Source organism: Ottowia cancrivicina, assembly GCF_029813755.1.
GTDB lineage: Bacteria > Pseudomonadota > Gammaproteobacteria > Burkholderiales > Burkholderiaceae_C > Ottowia > Ottowia massiliensis.
The window spans coordinates 23,907-48,837 of record NZ_JARVII010000014.1; the positions used below are offsets into that span (position 1 = coordinate 23,907).

Below are 24,931 nucleotides of genomic sequence, written 5' to 3' on the forward strand. Positions count from 1 at the left end.
AGGCAAAGAAGTGTTTCCATGAATGAATACAAAATTCTCTTCACTGGCACGATGGGTGCGGGCAAAACCACAGCCATTGGCGCAGTCAGCGAAACCCCGCCCGTCATCACCGACGTGCACAACAACGACGCCTCTCACGCCAAGGAGCGCACCACCGTGGGGCTGGATTTCGGGCAGCTGACGCTGGAAAACGGCGACCGCCTGCGCCTGTTCGGCACGCCCGGCCAGTCACGCTTTGACTTTCTCTGGAAAATCCTCTCGCAAAACGCCATTGGCATGATCTTGCTGGCTGACAACTCCCGCCCTGACCCGCTGGCCGACTTGCGCGTGTACCTGGAAGGCTTTGCCAATGAGCTGTCTGCCATGCCTTGCGTCATCGGCGTCGGGCGGCTGGACACCCACCCCGCCCCCAGCCTGGATGATTACGCCGAAGAGCTCGCCCGCCGCCATCTCGTGCTGCCCGTGCTGCCCGTGGACGTGCGCCGCCGCCAGGACGTGACGCTGCTCATCGACACCCTGCTGTCCCAGCTCGAAGCCGACTTGATGGAAGAACACTGAAGAAAATGACCAACCGCATTCAACTTCCGCTCACCGTCCGCGTGCTGGCGGCCAAGCAGGCCGCCGCCTTTCTGGAAGACATCAGCGGCATGAACGCCGTGGTCGTCGCCACCGAAGACGGTTTCGACATTGCCTCCGCCATGAAAACAGGCGACGCCGCCCGCATCGCCGCCCTGGCCAGCTCCATTTCCGCCATCAGCGCCGTGGTTTCGCAAGAAGCCAGCCTGGGCGCAGACAAGTGCGTGACCATCGACACGCACGATGGCTTCGCCGTGGTCTACAGCGCGCCGCGCAAGGACGCACGCCTGGTCATCATCGCCATTGCCAGCGGCCAGGCCATCCTGGGCCAGGTTGCTTACCGCGCCAGCCAGTTCGCCAAAGACCTGGCGGATGCCTGATCCCCGCTTTCCCAAGCAGGCCCTGTGGCGAGCGCTGCGTGACGCCCTGGGCCGTTTCTTCCATCACGCGCCCCTGAAAAACAGAAGGAGATCAACATGGCCACCATCAAACAAAGCCTGGACGAGCTGATGAAGCTGGACGGCATTCTCTGCATCGCCATCGTGGACTCCGGCAGCGGCATGCTGCTGGGTTCCGCCGGCGGCGGCATCAACATTGAAGTCGCCGCCGCCGCCAACACCGAAGTCGTGCGCGCCAAACTCAAGGCCATGCGCGCCCTGGGGCTGAACGACAAGATCGAGGACATCCTCATCACCCTGGGCAAGCAATATCACATCCTGCGCCCCCTCTCTGCCAAGGAAGGCGTCTTCCTCTACGGCGTATTCGACCGCCAGCACGCCAACCTGGCGCTGGCCCGCCTCAAGGCGCAGGAAGTGGAAAAAGACCTGACGTTCTGAAAGCCAGCCCGCGATCTGGCTGCGAGGCCAACAGGGCTGAGAAAACTTCGGTTGCACAGCAGCCCACGCGCCCTTTGCACGCCCGCAGTCAGACTGTGAACGGGTGTTCCACACGAGGGCAGCGCAGCAAGCAAAAAGGCTTTGCGCCTACCCTGCCGCCTTTCTGTTTGCGTTCATAGCAGCTACGGGATGCGGGCGGGTACCGCAAAGCCTCTTTCCTGAAGCACAGCCTCAGCTTTCCGCTCCTTGCTTCGCCTTAAAAAGAAATCACGGCACGAAGCGCGCCAGCTTGCAGCACCTCCGGTGTTCTGCCAAGCTGGCCTGATGTGCGCGTTGAGAAACGCGCCATCCTCTGCAGGCGCCGGACGCATGCGCCGTAGGCGTTATCCGATCGGGAACCGCTTTGCCAAATTCAAGGAGTTCAGGCGTGGAGCCGTGCAGCGACCGCCGTCAGGCGGGGCAGAAGGCGCTGACTACCATCAGCGCCTTCTTTTTTCGCGCGCAGGCGGGCTCTGCGCGTTCTGCTTCCGGCTTGTTTTTTTTCACACGTGATTTCTCTTCAAAACCTGACTTTGCGCCGTGGCGCCAAAGTGCTGCTCGACGGAGCCAGCGCCACCATTCACCCCGGCGAAAAAGTGGCCCTGGTGGGCCGCAATGGCGCGGGCAAATCCACCCTGTTTGCGCTGCTGGGCGGCGCGCTGCATGAAGACGGGGGCGACTTTTCCATGCCCGCCCACTGGCGCATCGCGCAAGTGGCGCAGCACATGCCCGAAACCGGCGAAGCGGCCACCGCCTTTGTGCTGGCGGGCGATGAACGCCTGACACGCCTGCGCGCCCAGCTGGCGCAAGCCGAAGCGGCAGGCGAAGGCATGGCCATCGCCCAGCTGCATGCCGATTTGCAAGACGCCGGCGCGCACGACGCCACGGCGCGCGCGCAGGCGCTCATCCTCGGGCTGGGCTTCAAACCCAGCCAATTGCAGCAGCCCGTGAGCAGCTTCTCGGGCGGCTGGCGCATGCGGCTGCAACTGGCGCGCGCGCTCATGGCCCCGTCTGATCTGCTGCTGCTGGACGAACCCACCAACCACCTGGACCTGGACGCGCTGGTGTGGCTGGAAGGATGGCTGGCGCGCTACGCCGGCACGCTCATCGTCATCAGCCACGACCGCGACTTTCTGGACGCCGTCACGCAAGCCACGCTGCACATCGAACACGGCCAGCTCACCCGCTACGGCGGCAGCTACAGCACCTTTGAAGAACTGCGCGCCCAGCAACTGGTCCTGCAACAAGCCGCCTGGGCCAAACAGCAGGAAAAGCGCGCGCACCTGCAAAAGTTCATCGACCGCTTCAAGGCCAAAGCCACCAAGGCGCGGCAGGCGCAAAGCCGCGTCAAGGCGCTGGAGCGCATGGAAAAAATCGCCCCCGTGCTGGCCGAAAGCGAATTGCAATTCAGCTTTCGCGAACCGCCCGCGCTGCCCAACCCCATGCTCGCCATCAAGGAAGCCGCCTTCGGCTACCGCAGCGATGCGGGCGACAAACTCATCTTGCAAGGCGTCAGCCGCACCGTGCTGGCAGGCCAGCGCATCGGCATCCTGGGCGCCAACGGGCAAGGCAAATCCACCTTCGTCAAAACCATCGCGCACCAGCTGCCCCTGCTGGCAGGGCGCGTCACCGAAGGCAAGGGCCTGGCCATCGGCTACTTCGCCCAACAAGAGCTGGACGTGCTGCACCCGCAAAGCACGCCGCTGGAACACATGGTGCGCCTGGCGCGCGAAACCGGCCGCGAAAACGCCGAAGAAGCGCGCGAACAGCCGCTGCGCAACTTTCTGGGCGGCTTCAACTTCGCGGGCGACATGGCCGCGCAGCCCGTGGGCCAGTTCTCCGGCGGCGAAAAAGCGCGGCTGGTGCTGGCCATGCTGGTGTGGCAGCGCCCCAACCTGCTGCTGCTGGACGAACCCACCAACCACCTGGACCTGGCCACGCGCGAAGCCCTGGCCGTGGCCCTAAACAGCTTTGAAGGCACGCTCATGCTCGTCAGCCACGACCGCGCGCTCTTGCGCAGCGTGTGCGACGAGTTCTGGCTGGTTGCGCGCGGCCATGTGCAGCCGTTTGAAGGCGACTTGCGCGACTACCAGCGCTACCTGCTGGACGAAGCCAAACGCCAGCGCGAAGCCGCCGCCCAGGAAGCATCCGCCGCCGCCCCCAAAACCGGCCCGCTGGCCGCCAACAGCGCCAACCCCGCCGAACAGCGCCGCCAGCAAGCCCGCCTGCGCGCCCAGCTGGCCGAAAAAACCAAACCGCTCAAACGCCAACTGGCCGCCGCCGACGCGCGCATGGCCGCCATTGCCACACGCCGCACCGAACTCGAAACCCAACTGGCCACCCCGCAGCCGCCCGCCGCCATTGCCGACGCAGGCCGCGAACTCAAAGCCCTTGAAAATGAATTGACCGCGCTGGAAGAGCAATGGCTCGAACTTTCCACGCAAATTGAAGAAATTGAAAACGGGCAGGCGTGAATAATGCTTGTGTGATGCTTGATTTTTGAAAGGAGACAAAATGAAGAAGTATAGTTTCATTCGCAGGATTTCCTTTGCTTTTAAGCAGACGGAAAAACCGGAAAACTGGTTGCTCCAGAAAATAAAAGAGAATCCATTTCAGTTTTTTTTGTCATTGGGTCTCACATTAGGCGGATTTTTCCTGTTTATCTTCTTTCTGCAAATAGGCTTCATGCCCGATATGAACTTTTCTGAAGCATCGAGTATTCTAATAGCGAGCGCATTGATTGGGGGATATTTTACCGTATTGTTCGCGATACTGCCAATGGCACCAATTATTTTTGTTTTAAGTATAGATAATTGGGAAAAAGAGGTGAAAAACAGCCTTAAGCAAAACAAAGGACGCAATATACTTTTTCAGGTTTTATAATTTTTCGATATATTATATTTACTCCTTCTAAACTGCATTATAGATTTATTAACAAACGATGCGGCGAAATCATTATCGCGCGATATAACGCACGCAATATGTTACATTATCTTTCCAATAGCTGTTACTCCTTTTCTGAAAAAGGATTTGATTAAATTTAATTCTTTCCTTGTTGTATCCTTATTTTTGACATCTTATTTTCTTACGGGTAAATTTAATGTGCCCGCGAATGAAATAATTAACACTCTTATTATATTCTTTCTTATTATGATTATGCAACGCATAATTGCGTATGTTATTATTGATTCAGATTGGCTGAATAATTGTTTTTACATTATTGTTATCGCTGTATCTTTTATCATCATATTGTTCCTGCTTACAGGAGCCCCTCTTAAAATTTCTAAAGTAGCGGTTTATCAGCTAGGCCTAGGCGAAATGCGAAATGTCAGCGTTCTTCTGAAAGATGAAGGCTGTGAAATATTTAATGCCATACCAATGCCCGCCGGACAAAAGCCTCTTTGCGACGAAAAAACGAAGATCGTTCGCTCCGTCCATCTAAGATCCAGAATCGCCTCGCCCTATGTTTTTGAGGCGGAAGGAAATGGCGATCAGGTATGGAGAATCACCATCCCAAAGGAACAGGTTATTTCTTTGATAATTTCGGGTGTATATGGAAGTCAGCCTCCAAATCCCGGCGCACCAAATAATCAAACGCAAGATTGCCCTGACCGGAATCAAAGCCCAAACCCACCTCAACAAGGATGCGCCAGTGCCGCGCAAAATGGTGCAGCCGCCGCAACGAAATAAACCCCGAAAAACCCGTCCAAATCAATCTCCGGGGAAAGCTTCACCCGAAAAGTGTCTGACAACATGCTGCATGTGCTGCGGCTGCGTGCCGGCCGCCAGTTGCCCTATTCCGCCCAATTGCCCGTCCAAAGCGAAGCAGGAAAGTGAATCTCGCGCCCAACCGTGCTGATGAAGCGTTCTGCTGTAAGGAGCCTGGAACTTGCGCGTGATCCGCCGCGCGCTGGCGCTGATGCGCCCGCGCTAGGGCCGCTGCTGTTCGAGTCGCAATAAAAACAGGAGCGAATTCAGTGGGTGCCAAATGCCCTTCAGCGCACGATTCACTAGGACGTATTGCTATGCATAAAGGAGCGAAATAGCGTGGCGTATCCAGCCTTGCCATTTCGCTTCTTGCATTTGCTGGCCCGTGTCTTGCGTTTCATCCGGGCCGGGGCTTCTCATGGCCCGGGCCGGGCGTTCAGTGATCGTGGCCGCCGCCTGCGACTTCAAACGTGAGGGTGAACAGGGTGATGTCCTTGTCGGCCTTTTTCGGATCGGGGTAGGCCACGGCGTGATTGACGCTGATGACATTCAGGCCGCTGCGGGCCACGGTGAGCGTGGCGCGGCCCTGGGCGTCGGTGGTGGCTTTCTGGGCTTCGTGGTCAAAGGCGTTGCTGGTGACTTTGGCATCGGCCAAGGGCTGGCCCCGGTAGAGCACCTGCACGGGCAGTTTTTCGCCGGGCAGCAGTTTGGCGGGGTTGGTCTCGGGCACGATTTCCAGCTCGTAGCCCAGTTTGGTGACTGGCTCGCGCTTGTTCAGGTAGGCGGCGGAAAAGCCCCGGGCGTGCATGGAGCGCTCGGCGTCAGCCGGGTTGGGCAGCTGGTCTTTGGCCAGGTTGTGCCATTTGCCGTCTTTGGTTTTGCTCCAGATGCCGCCTTCCTTGGTGAAGGTCAGCAGGCCGGGCGCTTCGGCCTTGAGCGTGGCAAAGCGCTGGGTGTAGTGGCGCACGATGGTGACTTCTTCCGGCTTGCCGTTTTTGTAGGCGCGCGCTTCGTTGATGGTGATGGGGTCGTAGGGGTCGGTGTCTGATTCTTCGTGCCCGTACATCACGGTGGGCTGGCCGTGGATGCGGGCCAGCCAGATTTCATGCGCCTGCGCGGCCGCCGGGGCAAGCAGGCTGCCAGCCAGGGCCAGCAACAGGGCGTTCAGATGGCGTTGTTTCATGAGACTTCTCCTGATGGTGCAAAGTGAAAAGGGTTGATTGTTGGGATTTGTTGCGAAAAATTCGCGTTTGTTATTATTCCACGCTTGATTTTTCCGGAGTTTCGCCATGTCCCGTTTTCCGTTTTCCGCTTGTCTGGCCGCCGCTTTGCTGCTGGCGGGCGCTGCCGCGCAGGCGCATTCAGTCAAGTTCAAGTGCCAGGCCGATGGCGCGCAGCATGTGCTTTGCACGGGCGGTTTTTCAGACGGCAGCGACGCCAAGGGCGTGGAAATCCGCGTGATGTCGTACGAAGACAAGGTGCTGCTCAAGGGCGCGCTGGATGACAAGTCGCAAATCCGCTTCGAGCGCCCGAAGCAGGACTTTTTCGTGCAGTTTGACGGCGGCGAGGGCCACTCCGCCGAGGTGGATCACGCCGACATCCGATGAGCGAAGCCGCCACGCAAGCGCCCCTGCCGCCCTCGCCGCCTGCCGCCGGGGCGGCTGCGCTGCCTGCGGGCTGCGTGCAGCAGGTGCCGCCAGCCGGGGCGGGGCGCGAAACGCGCTGGGTGCTCGTGACGGTGGCGCTGGTGCTGGCGCTGTCGGCCACGGTGGCGCTTTGGCAGCGGCACATGCAGACCGAAATGGCCTTGCAGGCGCACCAGATTGACCTGGCCACGGGCCTGACGGCAGCCGAGCAGGGCATCTACACCGATTTGCAGGCCGTGCATGACGAGTGGCGCGCCGAAGGCCGCCCGCTGCCGCCGCCCGCGCCCGATGTCTGGGCCAGCGATGGCTGGCCGCCTTTCGAGCAAGACCTGGCGGCGCAGCGCCGGGGCGCCCGCCAGTGGCGCGTGGTGCAGGCCGAAGGGCGCTACGCCTATCTGGGCGAGCCGGATGAAGCGCAGAGCAGCGGGCCAGGCGAACAAGGCGGCCAGGCCGCCCGCCTCATGCTCTGGCGCCTGCCCGCCGCGCAAGACGCCGAGGCCCGCTTTGATGTCTGGCTGCGCACGGCTTCCGGCCCGGCCCGCGCGGCAGAGGCCTTGCCCGGCCTGCACGATGACGATTTGGCGGCCCACGGCTGGCGGCAAGTGGCCGCGCACCTGGATGACGTCAAGCCCAAAGACCAGCACTGAAGCACTGAAACACCGAAATACAGGCGCCGAACATGACTTCCCCTCTTTCCGAACCTTCCGAACGCACCGCCTTTTTCAGCCGCCGGGCGGCCCTGATGGCGCTGGGCGCGCTGGCCGCCAGCGCGGCCCTGCCCCCGGGCCGCGCCCGCGCAGCGGATGCGGCCCCAAAGCTCAAGGTCGGCATCACGCTGCACCCCTACTACAGCTTTGTGGCCAACATCGTGGGCGACCGCGCCGAAGTGATGCCCTTCATTGACGCGGGCTTCAACCCCCATGCCTACGAGCCGCGCTCTGAAGACATCAAGCGCATCGGCCAGATGGATGTGGCCGTGCTCAACGACGTGGGGCACGACGACTTTGCCCGCCGCATGATTGCCGCCAGCGAAAAGCCCCATCTGCCCGTCATCAACGCCAATGCCGATGTGCCGCTGCTGTCCACCATGGCGCTGGGCACGCCGCAAGGGCGGGCGGTGAACCCGCACACCTTCATCTCCATCAGCGCCTCCATGCTGCAAGTGGGCACCATCGCGCGCGGGCTGGGCAAGATTTCGCCCGAAAACGCGCCGTTTTTTGAAGACAACGCCCGCGCCTACAACAAGCGCCTGCGCAAGCTGCGCGCCCAGGCGCTGGCCAAGGTGAAAGAAGGGCCGGATGCCAATTTCCGCGTGGCCACCATTCACGGCGCTTATGACTACCTGCTGCGCGAATTCGGACTGGAAGTCAGCGCCGTGGTAGAGCCTGCGCACGGCATGGAACCCAGCGCCGCGCAACTCAAAAGCATGGTGGACCGCCTGCGCTCGCAAAACATCCGCGTGCTCTTTGCCGAGCAGGACAACCCCACGGGTTTTGTGCAAACGCTGGTGCGCGAGACGGGCGTGCGCGTCTATCCGCTCACGCACATCTCGCACGGCCCCTACACGGCCGACAAGTTCGAGAAAGACATGGCCTTCAATCTGGATGCCGTGGTGCGCGCCATTGAAGAGTCGCGGAAAGCGCGCGCATGAGCGCCGCCCCCGCCAGCCCTGGCCCCGGCTTCATCCCCGGCCCGGCCCTGCGCTTGCAGGGCGTGAACCTGCAACTGGGCGCCACGCGCATCCTGCAAGACATGGACTGGCAGGTGAACGCGGGTGAAATCCACGCCCTCGTCGGCCCCAATGGCTGCGGCAAAAGCAGCCTGATGAAAACCGTGCTGGGCATGATGCCACACACCGGCCAAATCACCCTGCACTGGCCGCTGCCCGCGCCGGGCGTGCTGGCCTACGTGCCCCAGGCCATCGAGGCCGACCGCACGCTGCCCATGACGGTGCAGGACTTCATGGGCTGCATGCTCCAGCAGCAACGCCCGCTGTATCTGGGCCTGCGCCGCGCCGTGCGCGAGCGCATCCTGCAAGGGCTGGAGCGCGTGGGCATGGCGCACAAGGCCAGCCGCCGCATGGGCGACCTCTCCGGCGGCGAGCGCCAGCGCGTGCTGCTGGCCCAAAGCCTGCTGCCGCCCGCGCAATTCGTGCTGCTGGACGAACCCATGGCCGCGCTCGACCGCGCGGGCATGCAAGTCTTTGAATCGCTGCTGGCCCAATGGCGGCAAAGCCGCGCCACCGTGCTGTGGGTAGAGCACGACCTGGCCGCCGTGCGCCGCTTGGCCGACCGCGTCACGGCCCTCAGCCGGGGCCGCCTGCTCTGGACGCGCGAACCCGCCGCGCTGGGCGACGCAGACATGCTCTTGCAGCTCTTCGCCCACACGGCCAGCCCCGAAAACACCCGCCCGGAACCTCAACAGGAGGCCGCATGAGCGCCGCCGCCCCTTCGCTGCTGGACAGCCTGCACCAGCTCATGCAATCCGGCGTGGCCGCCGGCTGGCTGCCCGCCATGCTGCAATACGGCTTCGTCATCAACGCCCTCGTGGCCGGCCTGCTGCTGGGGCCGCTGCTGGGCGGGCTGGGCACGCTGGTCGTCGTCAAGCGTTTTGCCTTCTTTTCGGAAGCCGTGGGCCACGCCGCGCTCACCGGCACGGCCATCGGCATCCTGATGGGCGAACCCATGACCAGCCCCTACGGCAGCCTGTTCGGCTTTTGCATCCTGTTCGGGCTGCTGCTCAATTACCTGCGCGGGCGCACGGGCCTGTCGCCCGACACGCTCATCGGCGTGTTTCTGGCCGTCTCGCTTGCGCTTGGCTCCAGCTTGCTGATGGTGCTGGCCGCGCGCATCAACATCCACATTCTGGAAAACGTGCTCTTTGGCTCCGTGCTCACCGTCAATGGCCGCGATCTGGCCGTGCTCGCCATCGTCACCGCCTTCACCCTGGCGGCGCTGCACCGTACCTACAACCGCGCCATGCTCGCCAGCTTTCACGCCCCGCTGGCGCAGGCGCGCAAGCTGCCCGTGCAGTGGCTGGACTACGTGTTCGTCATGCTCGTCACGCTCATCACCGTGGCCGCCGTCAAGGTCATCGGCGCGCTGCTCGTGGGGGCGCTGCTGGTCATACCCGCCGCCACGGCGCGGCTGCTGGCTGGCTCCATGCGCAGCTTTTTCTGGCTCACCGTCATCTTCGCCACCGTCTGCACGCTCACCGGCATTGCCGTGCCCGTGGCGCTGGACATTCCCGTGCCTTCGGGCGCAGCCATCATCTTGTGCGCCGGCGCGCTGTTTCTCGTGGCCGTGGCCATCAGCGCGCGGCGCTCGCAGGCAGTGCATTGAGCGCAGGCTGGCCGACATGCTTCAAAAAGGATAGCTGCCCGCGCTTGTTCCACTAGGACTTGAGGCCGGTTTGATGCCTGAAATCCAGCCCCTTCCGTTTTTTGTTCCCCCTTTTCTTGCAGCCATGAACCGTCCTGCCCTTCTTTCCGCTTTCGCCCTGGCCGCCGCGCTGCTGGCGCCCGCCCCGGCCCATGCCGCCGGACCGGCGGCCACGCCGTCCGCCGAAACGCTCTCCGGCCAGCCAGCGGGGCAGGCTGCGCCCTTGCGCGTGATCGCCGCCCACCCCGTGGTGCTGGGGCTGGCGCGGCAAATCGTCAAGGGCACGCCCATCGAGCTGGTGCAGGCCGCCCCCGCGCGGCTGCCAGCCAGCCGCCAGCCGGCCTACCTGGCAGGCGGCAAGGGGCTGGACGAGCTGCTGGCCGCCGCGCGCCAGGCGCAGGCCGTGCTCACGCTGCGCTCCGTCTGGCCGGACGATCAGCTCTACCCGCTCGCGCGCCGCGCCAACATCCACATTGTCGAAATCGACGCGGCCAACCCCATCGAGGGCGAGCTGCCCGGCATCGCCCTGACCGAATCCACCCTGCGCGAAGCCAAAGGCATCGCCACCGTGCTCATCAACCAGCCCTGGCAAGACAGCGCCAACCTCGCGCGCATGGCCATGATCATGGCCGACTCCCTCTCGCGTCTGGCGCCGCCGCAGCGCGAGCGCCTGCAAGCCAACCTCGCCGCCATCAGCCAGCGCCTGCAACAGGCCCAATCCGAAGCCAGCCGCCAGCTGGCCCAGGCTGATGAGCTGCCCGTGCTGCTGCTCACCCCCCGCGTGCAAGCGCTGGCCACCGCGCTGCAACTGGAGCCTGTGCCCTGGAAAGCGCCTGAAAAAGACGAAGACCTGCCCGCCGCGCTGCAAAAAGCCATTCAGGCCCATCGCCCCCGCGCCATCCTCAGCCACACCGCGCCCGACGAAGCCGCCGCCCAGGCCATCGCCGCCGCAGGCGTGCCCCTCATCGTGCTGCGCGACAACGCCCCCGACCCCGTGCAGGCCCTGACCGACGCCATGCTGGCCGTGGCGCAGGCCATGGCGCGCAAGCCATGATGCGAAAGCGGCTCAGCCAGGAGGTGCCATGGCGAAAGCAAAGAGTGCCTGTGCAAAGGCACCATTCCTCTATTAGCATCTGGCCTTTTTGCAGTTGGCTGGCCCCATTCAGCTAGTTAGGCTGCCGTTCGCTTGACAGAAAAAATAGGAACTTTTTTATGCTCCGTTCCCGCTTGTCCCTTTGCATTTCTGCCGCATTGGCCGCTTTGCTAACCGTGCCGCAGACAGTCTTTGCGGCGCCCTATGCCTGCGGAGACGACATCCGCATCTTCAACACGGGTGTGGATGCTTCGCTGGCCCGCATCACCACCCTGGGCACGCCCGACCTGCGCTGGAAGGTGGCCAACAAACCCGTGGACGACGTTACCACGCTAGGCGTTATCGCGGCCTGGGATACACCCGTGACGGCCCGGCTAGGTCCTCCGAATACCTGGACTTGGGCTGACGTACCCACGGCAGCCTGGCTGGCCCGCAATACTGAAATGAGCGCCGCCAAATACACCTACTACAAGCTGGATGTGGATCTGGCCGCCAGTGTGAATCCGGCTACCTTCCAAGTGCATACCACCATGCATGCTGACGATCAGGTTGTGGCTGTTTTCCTCAATGGTCAGCTCCTGCCCGGCTCCCAGCTGGCTGATTCATGGGCAGGCGGCGTACATGTTTCCGTGCCTTCCACGTTTACGATTGCCAATCAGTGGCGGACCGGCGCAAACGAACTAGTTGTGCAAGTGTTCAACAACTCTGCCACAGTGAACCCCGCCTCGGCCAGAAAGTGGGGCGGCTTCGCACTGGAAGCCTCCACTGCTTCTTGCACAACACGCCCGGTGGCTGCCACTGTGGCGCCTGTGCCAGCCACTCATCCGCTGGCACTGGTGATTGGCGGCTTGCTTGTGGCTGGCATTGGCATGCGTGTCGCGCGCCGCCAGGCTGGTTGAACACAACGCCATGACCCATTTCGCAAAAAAGCGTGGTTTCGGGTGGCCTGTGGCTCAGTGAATCCTCCGCAGGTTATCCAGCCCGTTTGCGCCTTGCAGCCCATCCTGATTCCCGCCTTGCGCAGGCGCAAGCTGCCTGTCAAACGGCATGAGATGTATCAGAAACAGGAGCAAATAAAAGGGGGCTGAAATGCCATTTCGCGCCCGTTCCACTAGGACATCATGCTATTGATTCAGTAGCTAAATAGCATGACTGGCTCAGCGCCATCCATTCAGCGCCGCTTGCCTGCGCAGGGCTTTCACGGCTTGCGTCTTGTCCGTTCGGAACCGCTCTTTTCGCGCCTGCGGGCCAGGCAGCGGAAGAGGCAGGGAGTCAGTCCTCGCCAGCGGTGATGCGCACGGCCTTGAGCACGGCGCTGGCGCGGCGCAGCTGGCGCAAGGCCGCTTCCAGGTGGGCGGTGTCGCGCACGGCGATGATGAAGTTCAGATCGACCGTGCCTTCGGCGGCCAGGCCCTCCATTTCAACGCGGGCGATGTCAACGCCTGCGGCGGCCAGCTCGCCGGTGACGCGGGCGAGCACGCCCTTGCCATTGGTGACGGTGACGCAGATGCCGGTTTCAAACGGGCGGGCGGGTTCGTCGGCCCAGTCCACGGCGATGAACTGCTCGCTGTCATGCGCTTGCAGGCGGCGGGCGATGGTGCAGCCATTGGCGTGGACGACCAGCCCTTTGCCTCGCTCCAGGTAGCCCAGCAGGGCGTCGCCCGGCACGGGCAGGCAGCAGGGGGCGTATTGCACGGCGGGGCCTTCGGTGCCGTCAAGCAGCACGGTGCCTTGCGAGAGCTGTTCATGCGCGGTGTAGCGCTCGCGCGAGAGCAGCAGAGCGTCGCGCCGCTGGCCGGCGGCGGCCAGCTGGCCGGCCATGTGGCGGGCGGCCACGCTGGCAATGCGCTTGCCTTGCCCAATGTCGGCCAGCAGCTCTTCGCGCGAGGCGCTGGCGCCGAAGGCCAGCAGGTTGGCCCAGGCGGGGTGTTCAGGCGCAGGCAGGCTGGGCACGCCTTCGGCGCGCAGGGCCTGCGCGAGCAGTTTTTCGCCCAGCGCCTGCGAGTCGCTTTGCGCCAGGGTTTTCAGGTGGTGGCGGATGCGCGAGCGCGCGCGCCCCGTGCGCACGAAGGCAAGCCAGGCGGGGTTGGGGGCGGCTTGCGGGTTGGTGATGACTTCGATGACGTCGCCATTTTTGAGCACGGCGCGCAGCGGGGCGGGGTCGCCGTTGATGGTGGCGCCCGTGGCGCGGTCGCCAATGCCGCTGTGGATGGCGTAGGCGAAATCAACCACCGTGGCGCCTTGCGGCAGGGAGATGACTTTGCCGTGGGGGGTGAAGACGTAAACGGCGTCAGGGGCGAGGTCTACCTTCACGTTGTCCCAGAACTCGGCGGCATCGCGCGTTTCGTTCTGGATGTCGAGCAGCGATTGCAGCCAGTGCGCGCCGGCTTCGCCCGCGTCAGCCTTGGCACCGCCGCTGTAGAGCCAGTGGGCGGCCACGCCGCTTTCGGCAACCTGGTCCATCTGCTCGGTGCGTATCTGGAATTCGATGCTGACGTTGGCCGGGCCGACCAGCGTGGTGTGCAGGGATTGGTAGCCGTTGGTTTTGGGGTTGGCGATGAAGTCGTTGAACTGGCCGGGAACGGGCTTGTAGAGCTGGTGCAGGTAGCCCAGCGCGGTGTAGCAGGCGGCGCGGCTGGGCATGACGATGCGCACGCTGTAGAAGTCGCTCACCTGTGCAAATGACAGGCGCTTGCTGTTCATGCGGCTGTAGATGGAGTAGAGCGTTTTCTCGCGGTCGCTCACGCGCGCGTTCAACCCGGCGTTGTTGAGGCTGGACTGCACTTCCTGCATCACTTTCTGGATGAGGTCGCGCCGGCGCTGCTGGGCGCGTTTGACGGCTTTGGCCAGCACGCTGTAACGCCAGGGCATGAGGTGGCGGAAGGCCAGGTCTTGCAGCTCGCGGAACACATGGTGCAGGCCCAGGCGGTAGGCGATGGGGGCATAGATGTCCAGCGTTTCAGACGAAATGCGGCCCCATTTGCTGCGCGGCATGTCGCTCATGGTGCGCATGTTGTGCAGGCGGTCCGCGAGCTTGATGAGGATGACGCGCACGTCGTGCGACATGGCCAGCAGCATCTTGCGGAAGGACTCGGCCTGGTTTTCCTCGCGGGTGGTGAATTGCAGCTTGTCGAGCTTGGTCAGGCCGTCCACCAAATCGGCCACGGTGGGGTCGAAGGCGCGGGCAATGTCGTCTTTGGTGACGCCGCAGTCTTCCATGGCGTCGTGCAGCAGCGCGGCCATGAGGGCGCGCACATCCAGCTTCCATTGCGCGCACTGCGCGGTGACGGCGATGGGGTGGGTGATGTACGGCTCGCCGCTTTGGCGCATTTGCCCCTCATGCGCGCGGTTGGCAAAGCGGTAGGCGCGGCGCAGCTGGGCCAGATCGTTTTCGGGCAAATAAACGGCATGCGCCTCCAGCGCGGCCAGGCGCGCCTGGGCGGCCTGATCCAGCGGCGCATTGGCAAAGTCTTGACAGCTGGCGCAGCGGTCTGGCGACAAATCGCCTTTTTTGTTGTTCATGGCGTCAGATTTAATCACCCGCATCGAATGTGTGCAAATAAAAAAAGCGCCCTGAAGGCGCTTGTGCCGGGCTGCGGGGTTCAGGAAACCTTTTTCAGCATCTCCAGCCCCACGTGGCCCGCCGCAATTTCGCGCAGCGCCGTCACATTAGGCCGGTTGGACGACTCCAGCTTGGGCGCATGCCCCTGATGCAGCATGCGGGCGCGGTAAGTGGCTGCCAGCACGAGCTGAAAGCGGTTGGGAATTTGTTGCAGGCAGTCTTCAACAGTAATGCGGGCCATGAATCACCAAAATCAGGAAATATCAAAAAGAAAACAAACCGGAATATCAGCCCATATTCAGCGCCCTGAAAACCTCGGCATGAATATATTGCTGGCAGCGGTAGCGCATGCGCTGGGCATGCACGATGGATTGCAAGTCCTTCAATGCGCTGGAAAAAACGGCGTTAATTATAACGAAATCAAAGTTTTTCGCCTGCGCCAGCTCCGCGCGGGCATTTTCCAGGCGCATTTCAATCACTTCAGGCGCATCTTCGCCGCGCCGCTGCAACCGGGCGCGCAGCTCGCCCCAGCTGGGCGGCAGCACGAATGTCAGCACGGCCTGCGCAAAGCGCCGCTTGATTTGCAAGGCCCCTTGCCAGTCAATTTCAAGCAGCACGTCCTGCCCTGCCTGCAAGAGCGACTCGACGTTCTGGCGCGATGTACCGTAGCGCTTGCCATGCACGTGCGCCCACTCCACGAAAGCGTCTTGCTCCACCAGGGCGCTGAATTCGGCATCATCCACAAAAAAATACTCCCGGCCATGCGTCTCCTGCCCGCGCGGCGCGCGCGTGGTGTGCGACACCGAAGGCACGATGCGGCCATCCGCCTCGCGCAAGGCGCGCACCAGACTCGACTTGCCCGCCCCGCTGGGCGCGGAAACCACGAAAAGATTGCCGGGAAAATCCATGTGTTTCATGACAGCATTTCTGCCGCAAAGAAAAACGGCCCAGACAGGGCCGCCAATTTGTGAAAGCGCTCATTTTATGGGCCTTGGCACAATGCCCCTCTGACCCAAGCCCCATTCACATTCTGAAAGGAAAACCGCCATGAGCGAACAGCCCGAAGCCATTGAAATTGAAGTGGTCGAATCCACGCGCGCCGCGCGGGGCGACGCACAGCCGCCCGACCTGGGCGCTTGCGCCCGCAGCGCCGTGCGCCAGTGCGAGCAGGCGCTGGGCGGCCTTGCCCGGCAGGCGTGCCTGCAAGCGCAGGTCTATGCCGACCGCGCCAGCGCCTGCGTGGTCAAGCAGCCCATCAAATCCATGGCCGTGGCTGCTGCCGCAGGCGCCGTGCTGGCCTTGCTGCTGAGCGGGCGGCGGCGCTGAGAACCTGTTCAAAAACCGTGCGCGTTCTTGGGCCTTTGCAGTCCACACAGCCCATCACGGCCAGACTCTGAACAAGTTTCAACGCCGAATATCGCCCGCGCAAAGGCTGCCCGTCTGCCTGCTGCGCAAGCCAGCTCTGGCCTGATGGGAGGCGCAAAGATGAAGCCCGCCGGGCGACGTCCGGCTCAACCCGCGCTTCCATCACGGCTCCCGCACGGCCACGCCGCGAACAGGCCCTGCGGCTTTCATCGCCTATGCACCCGCGCACGCGTGATCAACCGGTTGAATTGGCTTTGAAGACAAGCTCCTACACAGGCCGCTTCGCCCCCTCGCCCACCGGCTTGCTGCATGCAGGCTCGCTGGTGGCGGCCCTGGCCAGCTGGCTGGACGCGCGCGCGCACCAAGGCCGCTGGCTGGTGCGCATTGAAGATGTGGACGCGCCGCGCTGCATTCCCGGCGCAGGGCAGGCCATCTTGCGCCAGCTGGCCACCTGCCAGCTGCTGCCGGATGAAGAACCGGCATGGCAGTCCCGCCGGGGCGCGCTCTACGCCCGCGCGCTCGCGCAGCTGGAACGCGCGGGCCTGGCCTACCCCTGCTCCTGCACACGCAAAGACATCGCCAGCTGGCACGCCGCCCGAGGCCACGCTCCCGTGCGCGGCCAGGCCTTGCCCTATCCCGGCCTTTGCCGCCCGGAGCGCGGCGGCCCGCGCGCCCAAGCCCCCTGCGCCTGGCGGCTGCACACCCTGCGCTGCGAGCAAAAAGCGCCTGCCGAACCAAACGCCCGCGCCTTCATGGTCAATGGCGTGTTGCACTGGCATGACCGCCGCCTGGGCGCGCAACAGCAAAGCGTCTCCGATGCCGTGGGCGACTTCATCCTGCGCCGCGCTGACGGCCTGTGGGCCTACCAGCTCGCCGTGGTGGTGGACGATGCCGCGCAAGGCATCACCCACGTCGTGCGCGGAGCCGACCTGGCTGACAACACGCCCCGCCAGATCCTCCTTCAATCCGCCCTCGGCGCGCCCACGCCCCTTTATCTGCACACGCCGCTGGTTCTGGCAGCCAATGGCGAAAAGCTCAGCAAGCAAAACCACGCTGCCCCGCTGGATTTATCCAGCCCCATGCGCGCGCTGAACGCCGCCGCACAGGCGCTGGGCCTGCCCGCTCACAACACGGACGATGCTGACAGCATCCCCGGCGCACTCGCAGCCTGGGTGCGCGCCTGGCGGCAAATGGACTGGGCAGCTACGTAGAAGCTAGCGCAAAGCCATTTTTCATCAAAATCAGGAGCAAATTCAAGGGGGTCGAAAGACCGGTCTGCGCTGTTTCCACTAGGACGTTTTGCTATTGAAAGAAAAGCAAAATTAGGCCGCTGCCGAAGCTGCGCGCAAACAAGCTGTGAACAGTTTGGGAATGAGCGGGCACGTATGAAGGCTAAGGCCCCAACTCCCATCAGGGAAGCCGTCTTGTCCGCAGGCGCGAGCGCATCCGCGCATTTCCCGAACTGGCTTGATGAACAAAGCCCCCTCGCCAGCAAGGAGAGAAAACCGCCGGGCCGCGCCTCTGCCATTGAAAGGGGGGAAAGCCTGAATCAGCTCCTGGATTCATAGCAAGGAGTCCTAGAACAGACTGCGGAGATGCCGTTTTTCCGTCCTATTAATTTGCTCCTCTTTTCATACTGATGGAAGCCATTTCCGAACGCGGGGCGCAATGCGGCGCAGGCTGGCGGCAGGCGCTTTGCGCCGCGTTGTTGAGTACGATAGAAAACTTTTGCCACATCTCAAGGAAAGCCCACCCATGTTCAACAAAGGACAACTCGCCGGCCTCATGAAGCAGGCTCAGGCCATGCAGGACAACCTCAAGAAAGCGCAGGAAGAGCTGGCCCATATTGAAGTCGAAGGCGAATCGGGCGCGGGCCTGGTCAAAGTGCTGATGACGGCCAAGCACGACGTCAAGCGCGTGACGATTGACCCCAGCCTGCTGGCTGACGACAAGGACATGCTCGAAGACCTCGTGGCCGCCGCCTTCAACGCCGCCGTGCGCAAGGCCGAGGAAGTGAGCGCCGAGAAAATGGGCAAAGTCATGCCTGCTGGCATGCCCGGTCTGCCCGGCGGCATGAAATTCCCTTTCTGAAAAACGCGCTGCCTTGCCGCGCGCTTTTGCCTGTCTGCCAGGCGCTGCTGGCCTGCGCGCGCAGCGTCACAGAATGAACAAGCGCCAAGGCTGGCTACCTGCACAGCCCGTGGGGCGCCAAGCCGCCGCATCATCCTGCCCCGTGCGTCATGCCGCTGCCTGCGGGCGCTTTTGGCCCACTCATCTTCAATGCCCGATACAGCAGCAACGGCCAGACTTGGGGGGAACTGGATCCCCATGCGGGCCGGGTACCTTCTGCCGCCCGATGCCTTCACTCGCCCGCCGCACGCCGTGCGGCATGACGCGCGGCTGAACCTGTTCTGACGCCATCCCGGCCCGCTGCCATCCCCATCTTCTCCATCCCATGAGCGATACCCATAGCCTGGATGCCCTGGTGCAAGCCCTGCGCCGCCTGCCCGGCGTGGGCGTGCGCTCGGCCCAGCGCATGGCCTTTCACCTGCTCCAGCACGACCGCGAAGGCGCGCTGCAACTGGCCCGCGCGCTGGATGCCGCCACCAGCCGCATGCGCCACTGCGCGCGCTGCCACACCTTCACCGAGCAAGAAATTTGCGCCACTTGCGCCGATCCCCGGCGCGATGCCTCGCAGCTGGCCGTGGTGGAAACGCCCGCCGATCAGGCCGCGCTGGAGCGCACCGCCGCCTTCAATGGCCTGTATTTCGTGCTGATGGGGCGCTTGTCGCCGCTCGATGGCATCGGCCCCAGCCAGATCGGCTTGCAAAAGCTGCTGGAGCGCGCCACGGATGGCACGGTGCGCGAAGTCATCCTGGCCACCAACTTCACCGCCGAAGGCGAGGCCACCGCCCACGTCATTGGGCAAGCCTTGCGCGCGCAGGGCCTGGCCGTGACCCGCCTGGCGCGCGGTGTGCCTGCGGGCAGCGAGCTGGAATATGTGGATCTGGGCACCATCGCCCATGCCCTGGCCGACCGGCGCTGAGGGCGGTGCGCCTTGCGCCGCCAGCAGGCAGCGGCTTGCCCGCGCCTGCCCGGAGGCCGCAAGCTGCTTGGCTCCGCGCGGCAGGCTGGCAGCCTGAAAATGAAGCGGCCGTTCCGGAATTTGTAGCGGCCAGTCCACGCCAGCGCTGCATTTGAAGCTATGAAACTGCTAGCAAAAAGCCGAATTCGGCTATCATGCCCGCCACTTGCGCCGCACGCCTGCAACCAACTGTTTACTGCGGCCTTTTTCAGGAGAAACCCGTCATGAGTTCCAAGGAAACCGCCGCCACCAATCAGCTGCTGACCTTGCTGGAGTCGCGCTACGCCATCCGCGTGATATGGGCGCTGCGCGACGGACACGCCCAGACCTTCCGCCTGCTGCAAGACAGCGTCGGCAGCATCACCCCCAACACGCTCAACACCCGTCTCAGGGATTTGCGCGCGGCGGGCTTCATCACCCACGGTTCCGATGGCTACAGCCTCACGCCCAGCGGGCAGGATCTGTTCAAGCGCCTGTCGGACTTGCAGGCTTTCGCGGTGCGCTGGGTTGCATCGCAATCCAAAAAGAAGTGAATCACTCACCTGCACGCGCCCGGCAGGGCGCTTTTTTTTGGCCTTTGCTTTTTTCTCTTTAAGGAAGCCATTCATGCCCACGACTTCCAGCGGCCTTCAATATGAAGACATCACTCCCGGCACAGGCGCCGAGGCGCTCTCCGGCCGGACCGTGCAGGTGCACTACACCGGCTGGTTGCATGAACAGGGCCGGACGGGCGCGCCGTTTGACTCCAGCCGCAGCCGGGGCCAGCCCTTCACTTTCGTGCTAGGCCAGGGCATGGTGATCGCCGGCTGGGACGAAGGCGTGGCGGGCATGAAGGCTGGCGGCCGCCGCAGGCTCATCATTCCGCCTGCGCTTGGCTATGGCGTGCACGGCATTCGCGGAGTGATTCCACCCAATGCCACGCTTGAATTCGATGTGGAGCTGCTCGCCGCGCAAGACTGAATCCCCCTGCCCTGCATGCATCAACGCGCCAGCTGGAATCCCGCCCGCCGCAACCGCCGCACAGGCACGGCAGCCAGCGGTTACAAGCGGCGCGCGCCATTCGCAATTCCCGCTCCGTTCGGCCGCCAGCGGGAGCCGCGCGCTTTCCATGAACAGCTGCATACGCCCGTCATCGTGTGGCGGCAAGTGGCGGGCCATTCACTGTGTTTCGCCGTGGAGCCGCCTCATCTGCCGGGCGGTTTTTTTCATCCCTGCACGGTGGATGACCTTTGCGCCGTCCTGGCAGGCTGCCCGCCGCATGACGTGGCCCGCGTGCGCATGATCGTGCTGCGCCAGCCCACACGCAAGCAGCGCATTTTCAGCCGGGCGTGGGGCCGCGCATTGTTCGTGCGCCACGGCGCGCCTGTCATCGTGCTGGAAGCGCAAAGCCTGGCCAGCTGGCGCTGGCCTTTGGCGCTCACGCCTGAATGGGCGCGCGAACTGGCCCGCCTGCGCGCTGACGGCCACACCGCGCAGCGCACCCGCCGCTACTGGCTTATCACGCCCTCACCCGACGCATTGCGTTGCACGCTGCTTTGGCGCACCTTGCTGCACGAATTGGGGCACATCGCCGATCACGCCCGCTGCCTGTCCGGCAAAGGGCAAGAGGTTTGGAAAACCCGCTGCTCCAGCGCCAAAGAGGATTTCGCCCACCGTTACGCCCAGGAGCGCATGGCGGCGCTCCAAGCCAGCGGACAAGCGCCTTTTCCCGCAAAAAACGATTCCTTCCGTCTGTTGGGCGATGGCTTGCGGCCTGAATGGTTTCAGCCTGTGTTTTCATTCGCCGCAGCCCCTGAACGCAAGAGCTGCCATTCCGATTGAGAGGCCGTTCGCGCCTTTCAGCGCAGCGCGGGCTGCCCGCTTTCGCTTCCGCCCGTTTTTTCTGGCGCCATGCCGCCGGTGGCGGCGTGGTTGCGGGCCTGCATGGCGGGAGCGTGGGCGGCTTGTTCGTGGCGGGCGGCGCCGGGGGCGGTTTGGCGCTGCTCGTCGGTGTAGAGGTAGTCGGGGTTGGCAATGGCCAGGTAGAGGGTGAAAAAGCCGGCGATGACGACAAGCGCCGGGCCGCCGACGACCAGCCACATGATGCGGTAGCGCCACCAGGGGCCGGAGTGCGGCTCTTGCAGGCGCGGGCCAGGGCGTGATGGCTGGGCGGCTGGCGGTGCGGCTGATGGTGTTGGCGGCGTGTTCATGGGCTTTACCTTGGCAGCATGAAGATGGTTTTTTCGGTGACTTCGCCCAGCTGCGGCGCGCTGATGCTCAGTGTGACGGGGTGCGCGCCGGGCGCGGCGGCGTCATAGGGCGTTTGCAGGCGCACGGAGACCCATTTGGCCTGGGCGGCGGGCACTTCGACGGTGCGTCCGGCGGCCACTTCCAGGCCGGGCAGGCCCTGGGCTTGCAGGGTGAAAGTGTGGGCGGCTTCGGCGGCGTTCATGATTTGCACGCGGTAGATGTTTTCGATGCGGCCGCCGGCCACGATGCGGGCGAGCGCGGCGCGGTCGCGCACGATGTCCACTTTGAACGGAGTGCGCAGCGCAATGCTGGCGAGCAGCGCGATGGTGACGGCGGCCAGGATGGCGGTGTAGACCAGCACGCGCGGGCGCAGCACGCGGCGCAGCAGTTGCTGGCGGCTCCAGCCGTTGGCCACGCCGTTTTCGGTGGAGTAGCGGATGAGGCCGCGCGGGTAGCCCATCTTGTCCATCACGCTGTCGCAGGCGTCGATGCAGGCGGCGCAGCTGATGCATTCGTATTGCAGGCCGTTGCGGATGTCGATGCCCACGGGGCAGACTTGCACGCACAAGGTGCAGTTGATGCATTCGCCCAGGCCCTGCGCCTTGTAGTCGGCTTTTTTGGCACGTGCGCCGCGCGGCTCGCCACGGGCGGCGTCGTAGGTGACGATGAGGGTGTCTTTGTCGAACATGGCGCTTTGAAAGCGCGCGTAGGGGCACATGTATTTGCAGACTTGCTCGCGCATGTGCCCCGCGTTGCCGTAGGTGGCGAAGGCGTAGAAAAAGACCCAGAAGGTTTCCCAGGGGCCGGGCGTGCCGTGCGCCAGGCTGGCCAGCAGCTCGCGGATGGGCGTGAAGTAGCCCACGAGGGTGATGCCGCACCACAGCGCAAAGGCAATCCACAGGGTCTGTTTGGCGAGCTTGCGGCCCAGTTTGCGGGCGGACATGGGGGCGGCGTCCAGTTTCATGCGGGCGTTGCGCTCGCCTTCGGCCAGGCGCTCCATCCACATGTAGATCTCGGTGTAGACGGTTTGCGGGCAGGCGTAGCCGCACCACTGGCGGCCCGCGACGGCGGTGAACAAAAACAGCGCCATCGCGGAGATGATGAGGATGGCCGTGAGGTAAATCACGTCCTGCGGGTAGAGGATGAGGCTGAAGACGTAAAAGCGCCGGCCTTCCAGATCGAGCCAGACGGCGGGCCGCCCGCCCCAGGTGAGCCAGGGCAGGCCGAAGAAGATGATTTGCGTGAGCCACACCAGCGCCCAGCGCCATTTGGCAAACAGGCCCGTGACGCTGCGGGCATAGACCTTTTTGGCGGCGGCAAAAAGCGGCGTGGCGGCGGCGCTGGCGGGGGCGGGCGGGGGGGTCATGACGTGGGAGCGGTGGATGAAATGGCGTCACGCGCCCGGCTTGCGCGCCGTGCGTGCGGCAGGCGGCCAGGCAAACGCCTGCCCGGCGTTTGGCTTATGCGCCGTTCATGAGTCAAAAACAGGAGCAAATTCAAGGTGCCAGAAAATGGCTTCTGCGCAGTTTCCACTAGGACCTCTTGCTATGAATCAAGGAGCTAATTCATTCCCTTCCGGCAAGCGCGCAGGCGGCTGAAGCCAGCGCCTGCCCGCCAGCAGCGGGCTGCCGGAGCTGTTCGTAGCGCGTGGTCCGGCCCGCCGCGTCACTGCGCGGCCGCCGCGCCGCCTTCGGCTTCGCCCTTGTGCGACAGGCTCCAGACATAGGCGGCCAGCACCTTGATTTGCTCGGGCGTGAACTTGGCGCCCCAGGCGGGCATGACGTTGGTCATGCCTTTGTTGATGCGCTCGACGATGGCGTTTTCGCCCCAGCCGTGCAGCCACACGTTGTCGGTGAGGTTGGGCGCGCCCAGGGCGGTGTTGCCCTTGCCGTCTTCGCCGTGGCAGGCGGCGCAGGCGGCAAACTTTTCCTGGCCCCGGCTGGCGCGGGCGGCGTCATGCGGGCTGCCCGAGAGGCTGAGCACGTATTGGGCCAGGTCGCGCACGTCTTGCGGCTCGCCCACGGCTTCGGCCATGGGAGGCATGTTGCCCATGCGGCCTTCGGTGATGGTTTCGACGATTTGCTCCGGCTCGCCGCCCCAGAGCCAGTCGCCATCGGTCAGGCTGGGAAAGCCTTTGCTGCCGCCGGCGTCCGAGCCGTGGCACTGGGCGCAGTTGTTCATGAACAGGCGGTCGCCAATGGCCACGGCCTGCCCGTTTTGCGCCAGCTCGGGGATGGTTTTGTCCTTGAAGGCGGCGTAGATGGGCGCGGCCTGCTCGTTGCCGCGCGCCACTTCTTTTTCAAACTGGCCTGTTTGCGTCCACTGAAGCGCACCCGGATAAGTGCCCAGGCCGGGGTAGAGGTACAGGTAGGCCAGCGCAAAGGCCACGGTGATGAGAAACAGGCCCATCCACCAGCGCGGCATGGGGTTGTTCATTTCGCGCAAGTCGCCGTCCCAGACGTGGCCGGTGGTGTTGTCGCTGTCTGGCTGCACCTTGGCGCGCAGGGCCAGCCAAAGCAGCCACACGCAGCCAAAGATGCCGCCCAGGGAGATGGCCGTGATGTAAACGGGCCAGAAGCTGCTGGTGAAGTCGCTCATTTTTTTGGGGTGTCAGGCGTGGGTTGTTTCCGGTTCAGTCCTGCTCGAAGGGCAGGCGGGCGGCTTCTTCAAAGCCGGCCTGGTTGCGGCGCGACCAGGCCCAGGCGACGATGCCGATGAAGGCCGCGAAGGCCAGCACGGTGGAGATGCTGCGCAAGGTGTTGATGTCCATGACGGGCCTGCCTTTCACTTGCGGTGCAGGCCCAGCGATTGCAGGTAGGCAATCAGGGCATCCAGCTCGCTTTGGTCTTTCAGCTCTGCGGGGGCCTGTTCGATTTCTTCGTCGGTGTAGGGCGCGCCCAGGGCGCGCAGGCCGCGCATGTGCGCCTGAATGGTGGCGGCCGGCGCAGGCGTTTTTTCCAGCCAGGGATAGGCGGGCATGTTCGACTCGGGCACCACATCGCGCGGGTTGTGCAGGTGCAGGCGGTGCCATTCGTCGCTGTAGCGGCCGCCCACGCGGGCCAGGTCCGGCCCGGTGCGCTTGCTGCCCCAGAGGAAGGGGCGGTCATAGACGAATTCGCCCGCCACCGAGTAGGGGCCGTAGCGCAGGGCCTCGGCGCGGAAGGGGCGGATCATTTGCGAGTGGCAGTTGTTGCAGCCTTCGCGGATGTACACGTCGCGCCCGGCCACCTGCAAGGCGGTGTAGGGCTTCAGGCCCTCGATGGGCTGCGTGGTGGAGTGCTGGAAAAACAGGGGCACGATTTCCACCAGCCCGCCCATCGACACGACGATGAAGATGAGCACGATCATCAAAAAATTGCTGGTCTCGACGCGGGCATGCCCGGTGGCTTTTTCTTCTTCAGCCATTTGGTGT

At 63.8% G+C, this 24,931-nt stretch carries 29 protein-coding genes; 20 read left to right on the forward strand and 9 right to left on the reverse strand.

Annotated elements, in window-relative coordinates:
• Nucleotides 1–18: 18 nt before the first annotated feature.
• The 6 genes from QB898_RS07895 to QB898_RS07920 all read left to right on the forward strand — a co-directional run bounded on the left by QB898_RS07895 (nucleotide 19) and on the right by QB898_RS07920 (nucleotide 5,141).
• A complete protein-coding gene (locus tag QB898_RS07895; RefSeq protein ID WP_050716178.1) occupies nucleotides 19–558 on the forward strand; it encodes a GTP-binding protein in 540 nt (179 codons plus the stop codon).
• 5 nt (nucleotides 559–563) lie between these two features.
• On the forward strand, nucleotides 564–956 hold the full coding sequence (locus tag QB898_RS07900) for a roadblock/LC7 domain-containing protein (protein ID WP_279524499.1): 393 nt from the start codon (nucleotides 564–566) through the stop codon (nucleotides 954–956).
• 96 nt (nucleotides 957–1,052) lie between these two features.
• Nucleotides 1,053–1,412, forward strand: coding sequence for a hypothetical protein (locus QB898_RS07905; RefSeq protein ID WP_279524500.1), 360 nt, complete (start codon nucleotides 1,053–1,055; stop codon nucleotides 1,410–1,412).
• 548 nt (nucleotides 1,413–1,960) lie between these two features.
• Nucleotides 1,961–3,925 (forward strand): ATP-binding cassette domain-containing protein, encoded by a 1,965-nt coding sequence (locus QB898_RS07910; RefSeq protein ID WP_279524501.1) that lies wholly within the window; start codon nucleotides 1,961–1,963, stop codon nucleotides 3,923–3,925.
• Between the two features lie 40 nt (nucleotides 3,926–3,965).
• A complete protein-coding gene (locus QB898_RS07915; RefSeq protein WP_279524502.1) occupies nucleotides 3,966–4,334 on the forward strand; it encodes a hypothetical protein in 369 nt (122 codons plus the stop codon).
• Nucleotides 4,335–4,481: 147 nt separating this feature from the next.
• Nucleotides 4,482–5,141, forward strand: coding sequence for a hypothetical protein (locus QB898_RS07920; RefSeq protein ID WP_279524503.1), 660 nt, complete (start codon nucleotides 4,482–4,484; stop codon nucleotides 5,139–5,141).
• 454 nt (nucleotides 5,142–5,595) lie between these two features.
• Here the strand turns inward: QB898_RS07920 and QB898_RS07925 are convergent, their stop codons facing one another.
• Nucleotides 5,596–6,342 (reverse strand): DUF4198 domain-containing protein, encoded by a 747-nt coding sequence (locus QB898_RS07925; RefSeq protein ID WP_279524504.1) that lies wholly within the window; start codon nucleotides 6,340–6,342, stop codon nucleotides 5,596–5,598.
• A 106-nt stretch (nucleotides 6,343–6,448) separates the two neighbouring features.
• Between QB898_RS07925 and QB898_RS07930 the strand changes: the two genes are divergently transcribed.
• The 7 genes from QB898_RS07930 (at nucleotide 6,449) to QB898_RS07960 (ending at nucleotide 12,177) form a co-directional block, all read left to right on the forward strand.
• On the forward strand, nucleotides 6,449–6,766 hold the full coding sequence (locus QB898_RS07930) for a hypothetical protein (protein ID WP_050716173.1): 318 nt from the start codon (nucleotides 6,449–6,451) through the stop codon (nucleotides 6,764–6,766).
• Nucleotides 6,763–7,452, forward strand: coding sequence for a DUF6162 family protein (locus tag QB898_RS07935; RefSeq protein ID WP_279524505.1), 690 nt, complete (start codon nucleotides 6,763–6,765; stop codon nucleotides 7,450–7,452). Before QB898_RS07930 ends, QB898_RS07935 begins: the two co-directional genes overlap by 4 nt.
• Nucleotides 7,453–7,484: 32 nt before the next feature.
• A complete protein-coding gene (locus tag QB898_RS07940; protein WP_279524506.1) occupies nucleotides 7,485–8,456 on the forward strand; it encodes a metal ABC transporter solute-binding protein, Zn/Mn family in 972 nt (323 codons plus the stop codon).
• Nucleotides 8,453–9,241 (forward strand): metal ABC transporter ATP-binding protein, encoded by a 789-nt coding sequence (locus QB898_RS07945; RefSeq protein WP_279524507.1) that lies wholly within the window; start codon nucleotides 8,453–8,455, stop codon nucleotides 9,239–9,241. The genes QB898_RS07940 and QB898_RS07945 overlap by 4 nt, the downstream gene beginning before the upstream one ends.
• Nucleotides 9,238–10,146, forward strand: coding sequence for a metal ABC transporter permease (locus QB898_RS07950; protein ID WP_279524508.1), 909 nt, complete (start codon nucleotides 9,238–9,240; stop codon nucleotides 10,144–10,146). The genes QB898_RS07945 and QB898_RS07950 overlap by 4 nt, the downstream gene beginning before the upstream one ends.
• Before the next feature lie 124 nt (nucleotides 10,147–10,270).
• Complete coding sequence (locus tag QB898_RS07955) at nucleotides 10,271–11,239, forward strand: metal ABC transporter solute-binding protein, Zn/Mn family (RefSeq protein WP_279524509.1); 969 nt, start codon at nucleotides 10,271–10,273, stop codon at nucleotides 11,237–11,239.
• Nucleotides 11,240–11,454: 215 nt separating this feature from the next.
• Complete coding sequence (locus tag QB898_RS07960) at nucleotides 11,455–12,177, forward strand: hypothetical protein (RefSeq protein ID WP_279524510.1); 723 nt, start codon at nucleotides 11,455–11,457, stop codon at nucleotides 12,175–12,177.
• A 373-nt stretch (nucleotides 12,178–12,550) separates the two neighbouring features.
• Here QB898_RS07960 and QB898_RS07965 read toward each other — a convergent pair whose 3' ends face one another.
• The 3 genes from QB898_RS07965 to gmk form a co-directional block, all read right to left on the reverse strand.
• On the reverse strand, nucleotides 12,551–14,800 hold the full coding sequence (locus QB898_RS07965; RefSeq protein ID WP_279524511.1) for a RelA/SpoT family protein: 2,250 nt from the start codon (nucleotides 14,798–14,800) through the stop codon (nucleotides 12,551–12,553).
• An 80-nt stretch (nucleotides 14,801–14,880) separates the two neighbouring features.
• Nucleotides 14,881–15,081, reverse strand: coding sequence for a DNA-directed RNA polymerase subunit omega (gene rpoZ, locus QB898_RS07970; RefSeq protein ID WP_050716167.1), 201 nt, complete (start codon nucleotides 15,079–15,081; stop codon nucleotides 14,881–14,883).
• Between the two features lie 46 nt (nucleotides 15,082–15,127).
• A complete protein-coding gene (gene gmk, locus QB898_RS07975; RefSeq protein ID WP_279524535.1) occupies nucleotides 15,128–15,748 on the reverse strand; it encodes a guanylate kinase in 621 nt (206 codons plus the stop codon).
• Between the two features lie 139 nt (nucleotides 15,749–15,887).
• On the opposite strand from gmk, the gene QB898_RS07980 reads away from it, so the two are divergent.
• The 7 genes from QB898_RS07980 to QB898_RS08010 all read left to right on the forward strand — a co-directional run bounded on the left by QB898_RS07980 (nucleotide 15,888) and on the right by QB898_RS08010 (nucleotide 21,111).
• Entirely contained in the window at nucleotides 15,888–16,166 is a 279-nt protein-coding gene (locus QB898_RS07980) for a hypothetical protein (RefSeq protein WP_102284384.1), read from the forward strand.
• A gap of 254 nt (nucleotides 16,167–16,420) precedes the next feature.
• A complete protein-coding gene (gene gluQRS / locus QB898_RS07985) occupies nucleotides 16,421–17,416 on the forward strand; it encodes a tRNA glutamyl-Q(34) synthetase GluQRS (protein WP_428982773.1) in 996 nt (331 codons plus the stop codon).
• A gap of 544 nt (nucleotides 17,417–17,960) precedes the next feature.
• Nucleotides 17,961–18,296 (forward strand): YbaB/EbfC family nucleoid-associated protein, encoded by a 336-nt coding sequence (locus QB898_RS07990; protein ID WP_050716164.1) that lies wholly within the window; start codon nucleotides 17,961–17,963, stop codon nucleotides 18,294–18,296.
• Nucleotides 18,297–18,660: 364 nt separating this feature from the next.
• Entirely contained in the window at nucleotides 18,661–19,251 is a 591-nt protein-coding gene (gene recR / locus QB898_RS07995) for a recombination mediator RecR (RefSeq protein ID WP_279524513.1), read from the forward strand.
• 263 nt (nucleotides 19,252–19,514) lie between these two features.
• Nucleotides 19,515–19,823, forward strand: a complete 309-nt coding sequence (locus QB898_RS08000) for a winged helix-turn-helix transcriptional regulator (protein WP_050716162.1) — start codon at nucleotides 19,515–19,517, stop codon at nucleotides 19,821–19,823.
• Nucleotides 19,824–19,896: 73 nt separating this feature from the next.
• Nucleotides 19,897–20,250, forward strand: coding sequence for an FKBP-type peptidyl-prolyl cis-trans isomerase (locus tag QB898_RS08005; protein WP_279524514.1), 354 nt, complete (start codon nucleotides 19,897–19,899; stop codon nucleotides 20,248–20,250).
• 15 nt (nucleotides 20,251–20,265) lie between these two features.
• Entirely contained in the window at nucleotides 20,266–21,111 is an 846-nt protein-coding gene (locus QB898_RS08010; protein WP_279524515.1) for a hypothetical protein, read from the forward strand.
• Nucleotides 21,112–21,128: 17 nt separating this feature from the next.
• Here QB898_RS08010 and QB898_RS08015 read toward each other — a convergent pair whose 3' ends face one another.
• The 5 genes from QB898_RS08015 to ccoO form a co-directional block, all read right to left on the reverse strand.
• Nucleotides 21,129–21,479, reverse strand: a complete 351-nt coding sequence (locus QB898_RS08015; protein ID WP_279524516.1) for a nitrogen fixation protein FixH — start codon at nucleotides 21,477–21,479, stop codon at nucleotides 21,129–21,131.
• Nucleotides 21,480–21,484: 5 nt separating this feature from the next.
• Nucleotides 21,485–22,885, reverse strand: coding sequence for a cytochrome c oxidase accessory protein CcoG (ccoG, locus tag QB898_RS08020; protein ID WP_279524517.1), 1,401 nt, complete (start codon nucleotides 22,883–22,885; stop codon nucleotides 21,485–21,487).
• Between the two features lie 299 nt (nucleotides 22,886–23,184).
• Complete coding sequence (gene ccoP, locus QB898_RS08025) at nucleotides 23,185–24,117, reverse strand: cytochrome-c oxidase, cbb3-type subunit III (protein WP_279524518.1); 933 nt, start codon at nucleotides 24,115–24,117, stop codon at nucleotides 23,185–23,187.
• A 34-nt stretch (nucleotides 24,118–24,151) separates the two neighbouring features.
• Nucleotides 24,152–24,289: a CcoQ/FixQ family Cbb3-type cytochrome c oxidase assembly chaperone gene (locus QB898_RS08030; protein ID WP_050716606.1), complete on the reverse strand. Its 138-nt coding sequence runs from the start codon at nucleotides 24,287–24,289 to the stop codon at nucleotides 24,152–24,154.
• A 14-nt stretch (nucleotides 24,290–24,303) separates the two neighbouring features.
• Nucleotides 24,304–24,924 carry a cytochrome-c oxidase, cbb3-type subunit II gene (gene ccoO / locus QB898_RS08035; RefSeq protein WP_050716605.1) on the reverse strand — a complete coding sequence of 207 codons (621 nt, stop codon included), beginning with the start codon at nucleotides 24,922–24,924 and terminating at the stop codon, nucleotides 24,304–24,306.
• Between the last annotated feature and the right edge of the window lie 7 nt (nucleotides 24,925–24,931).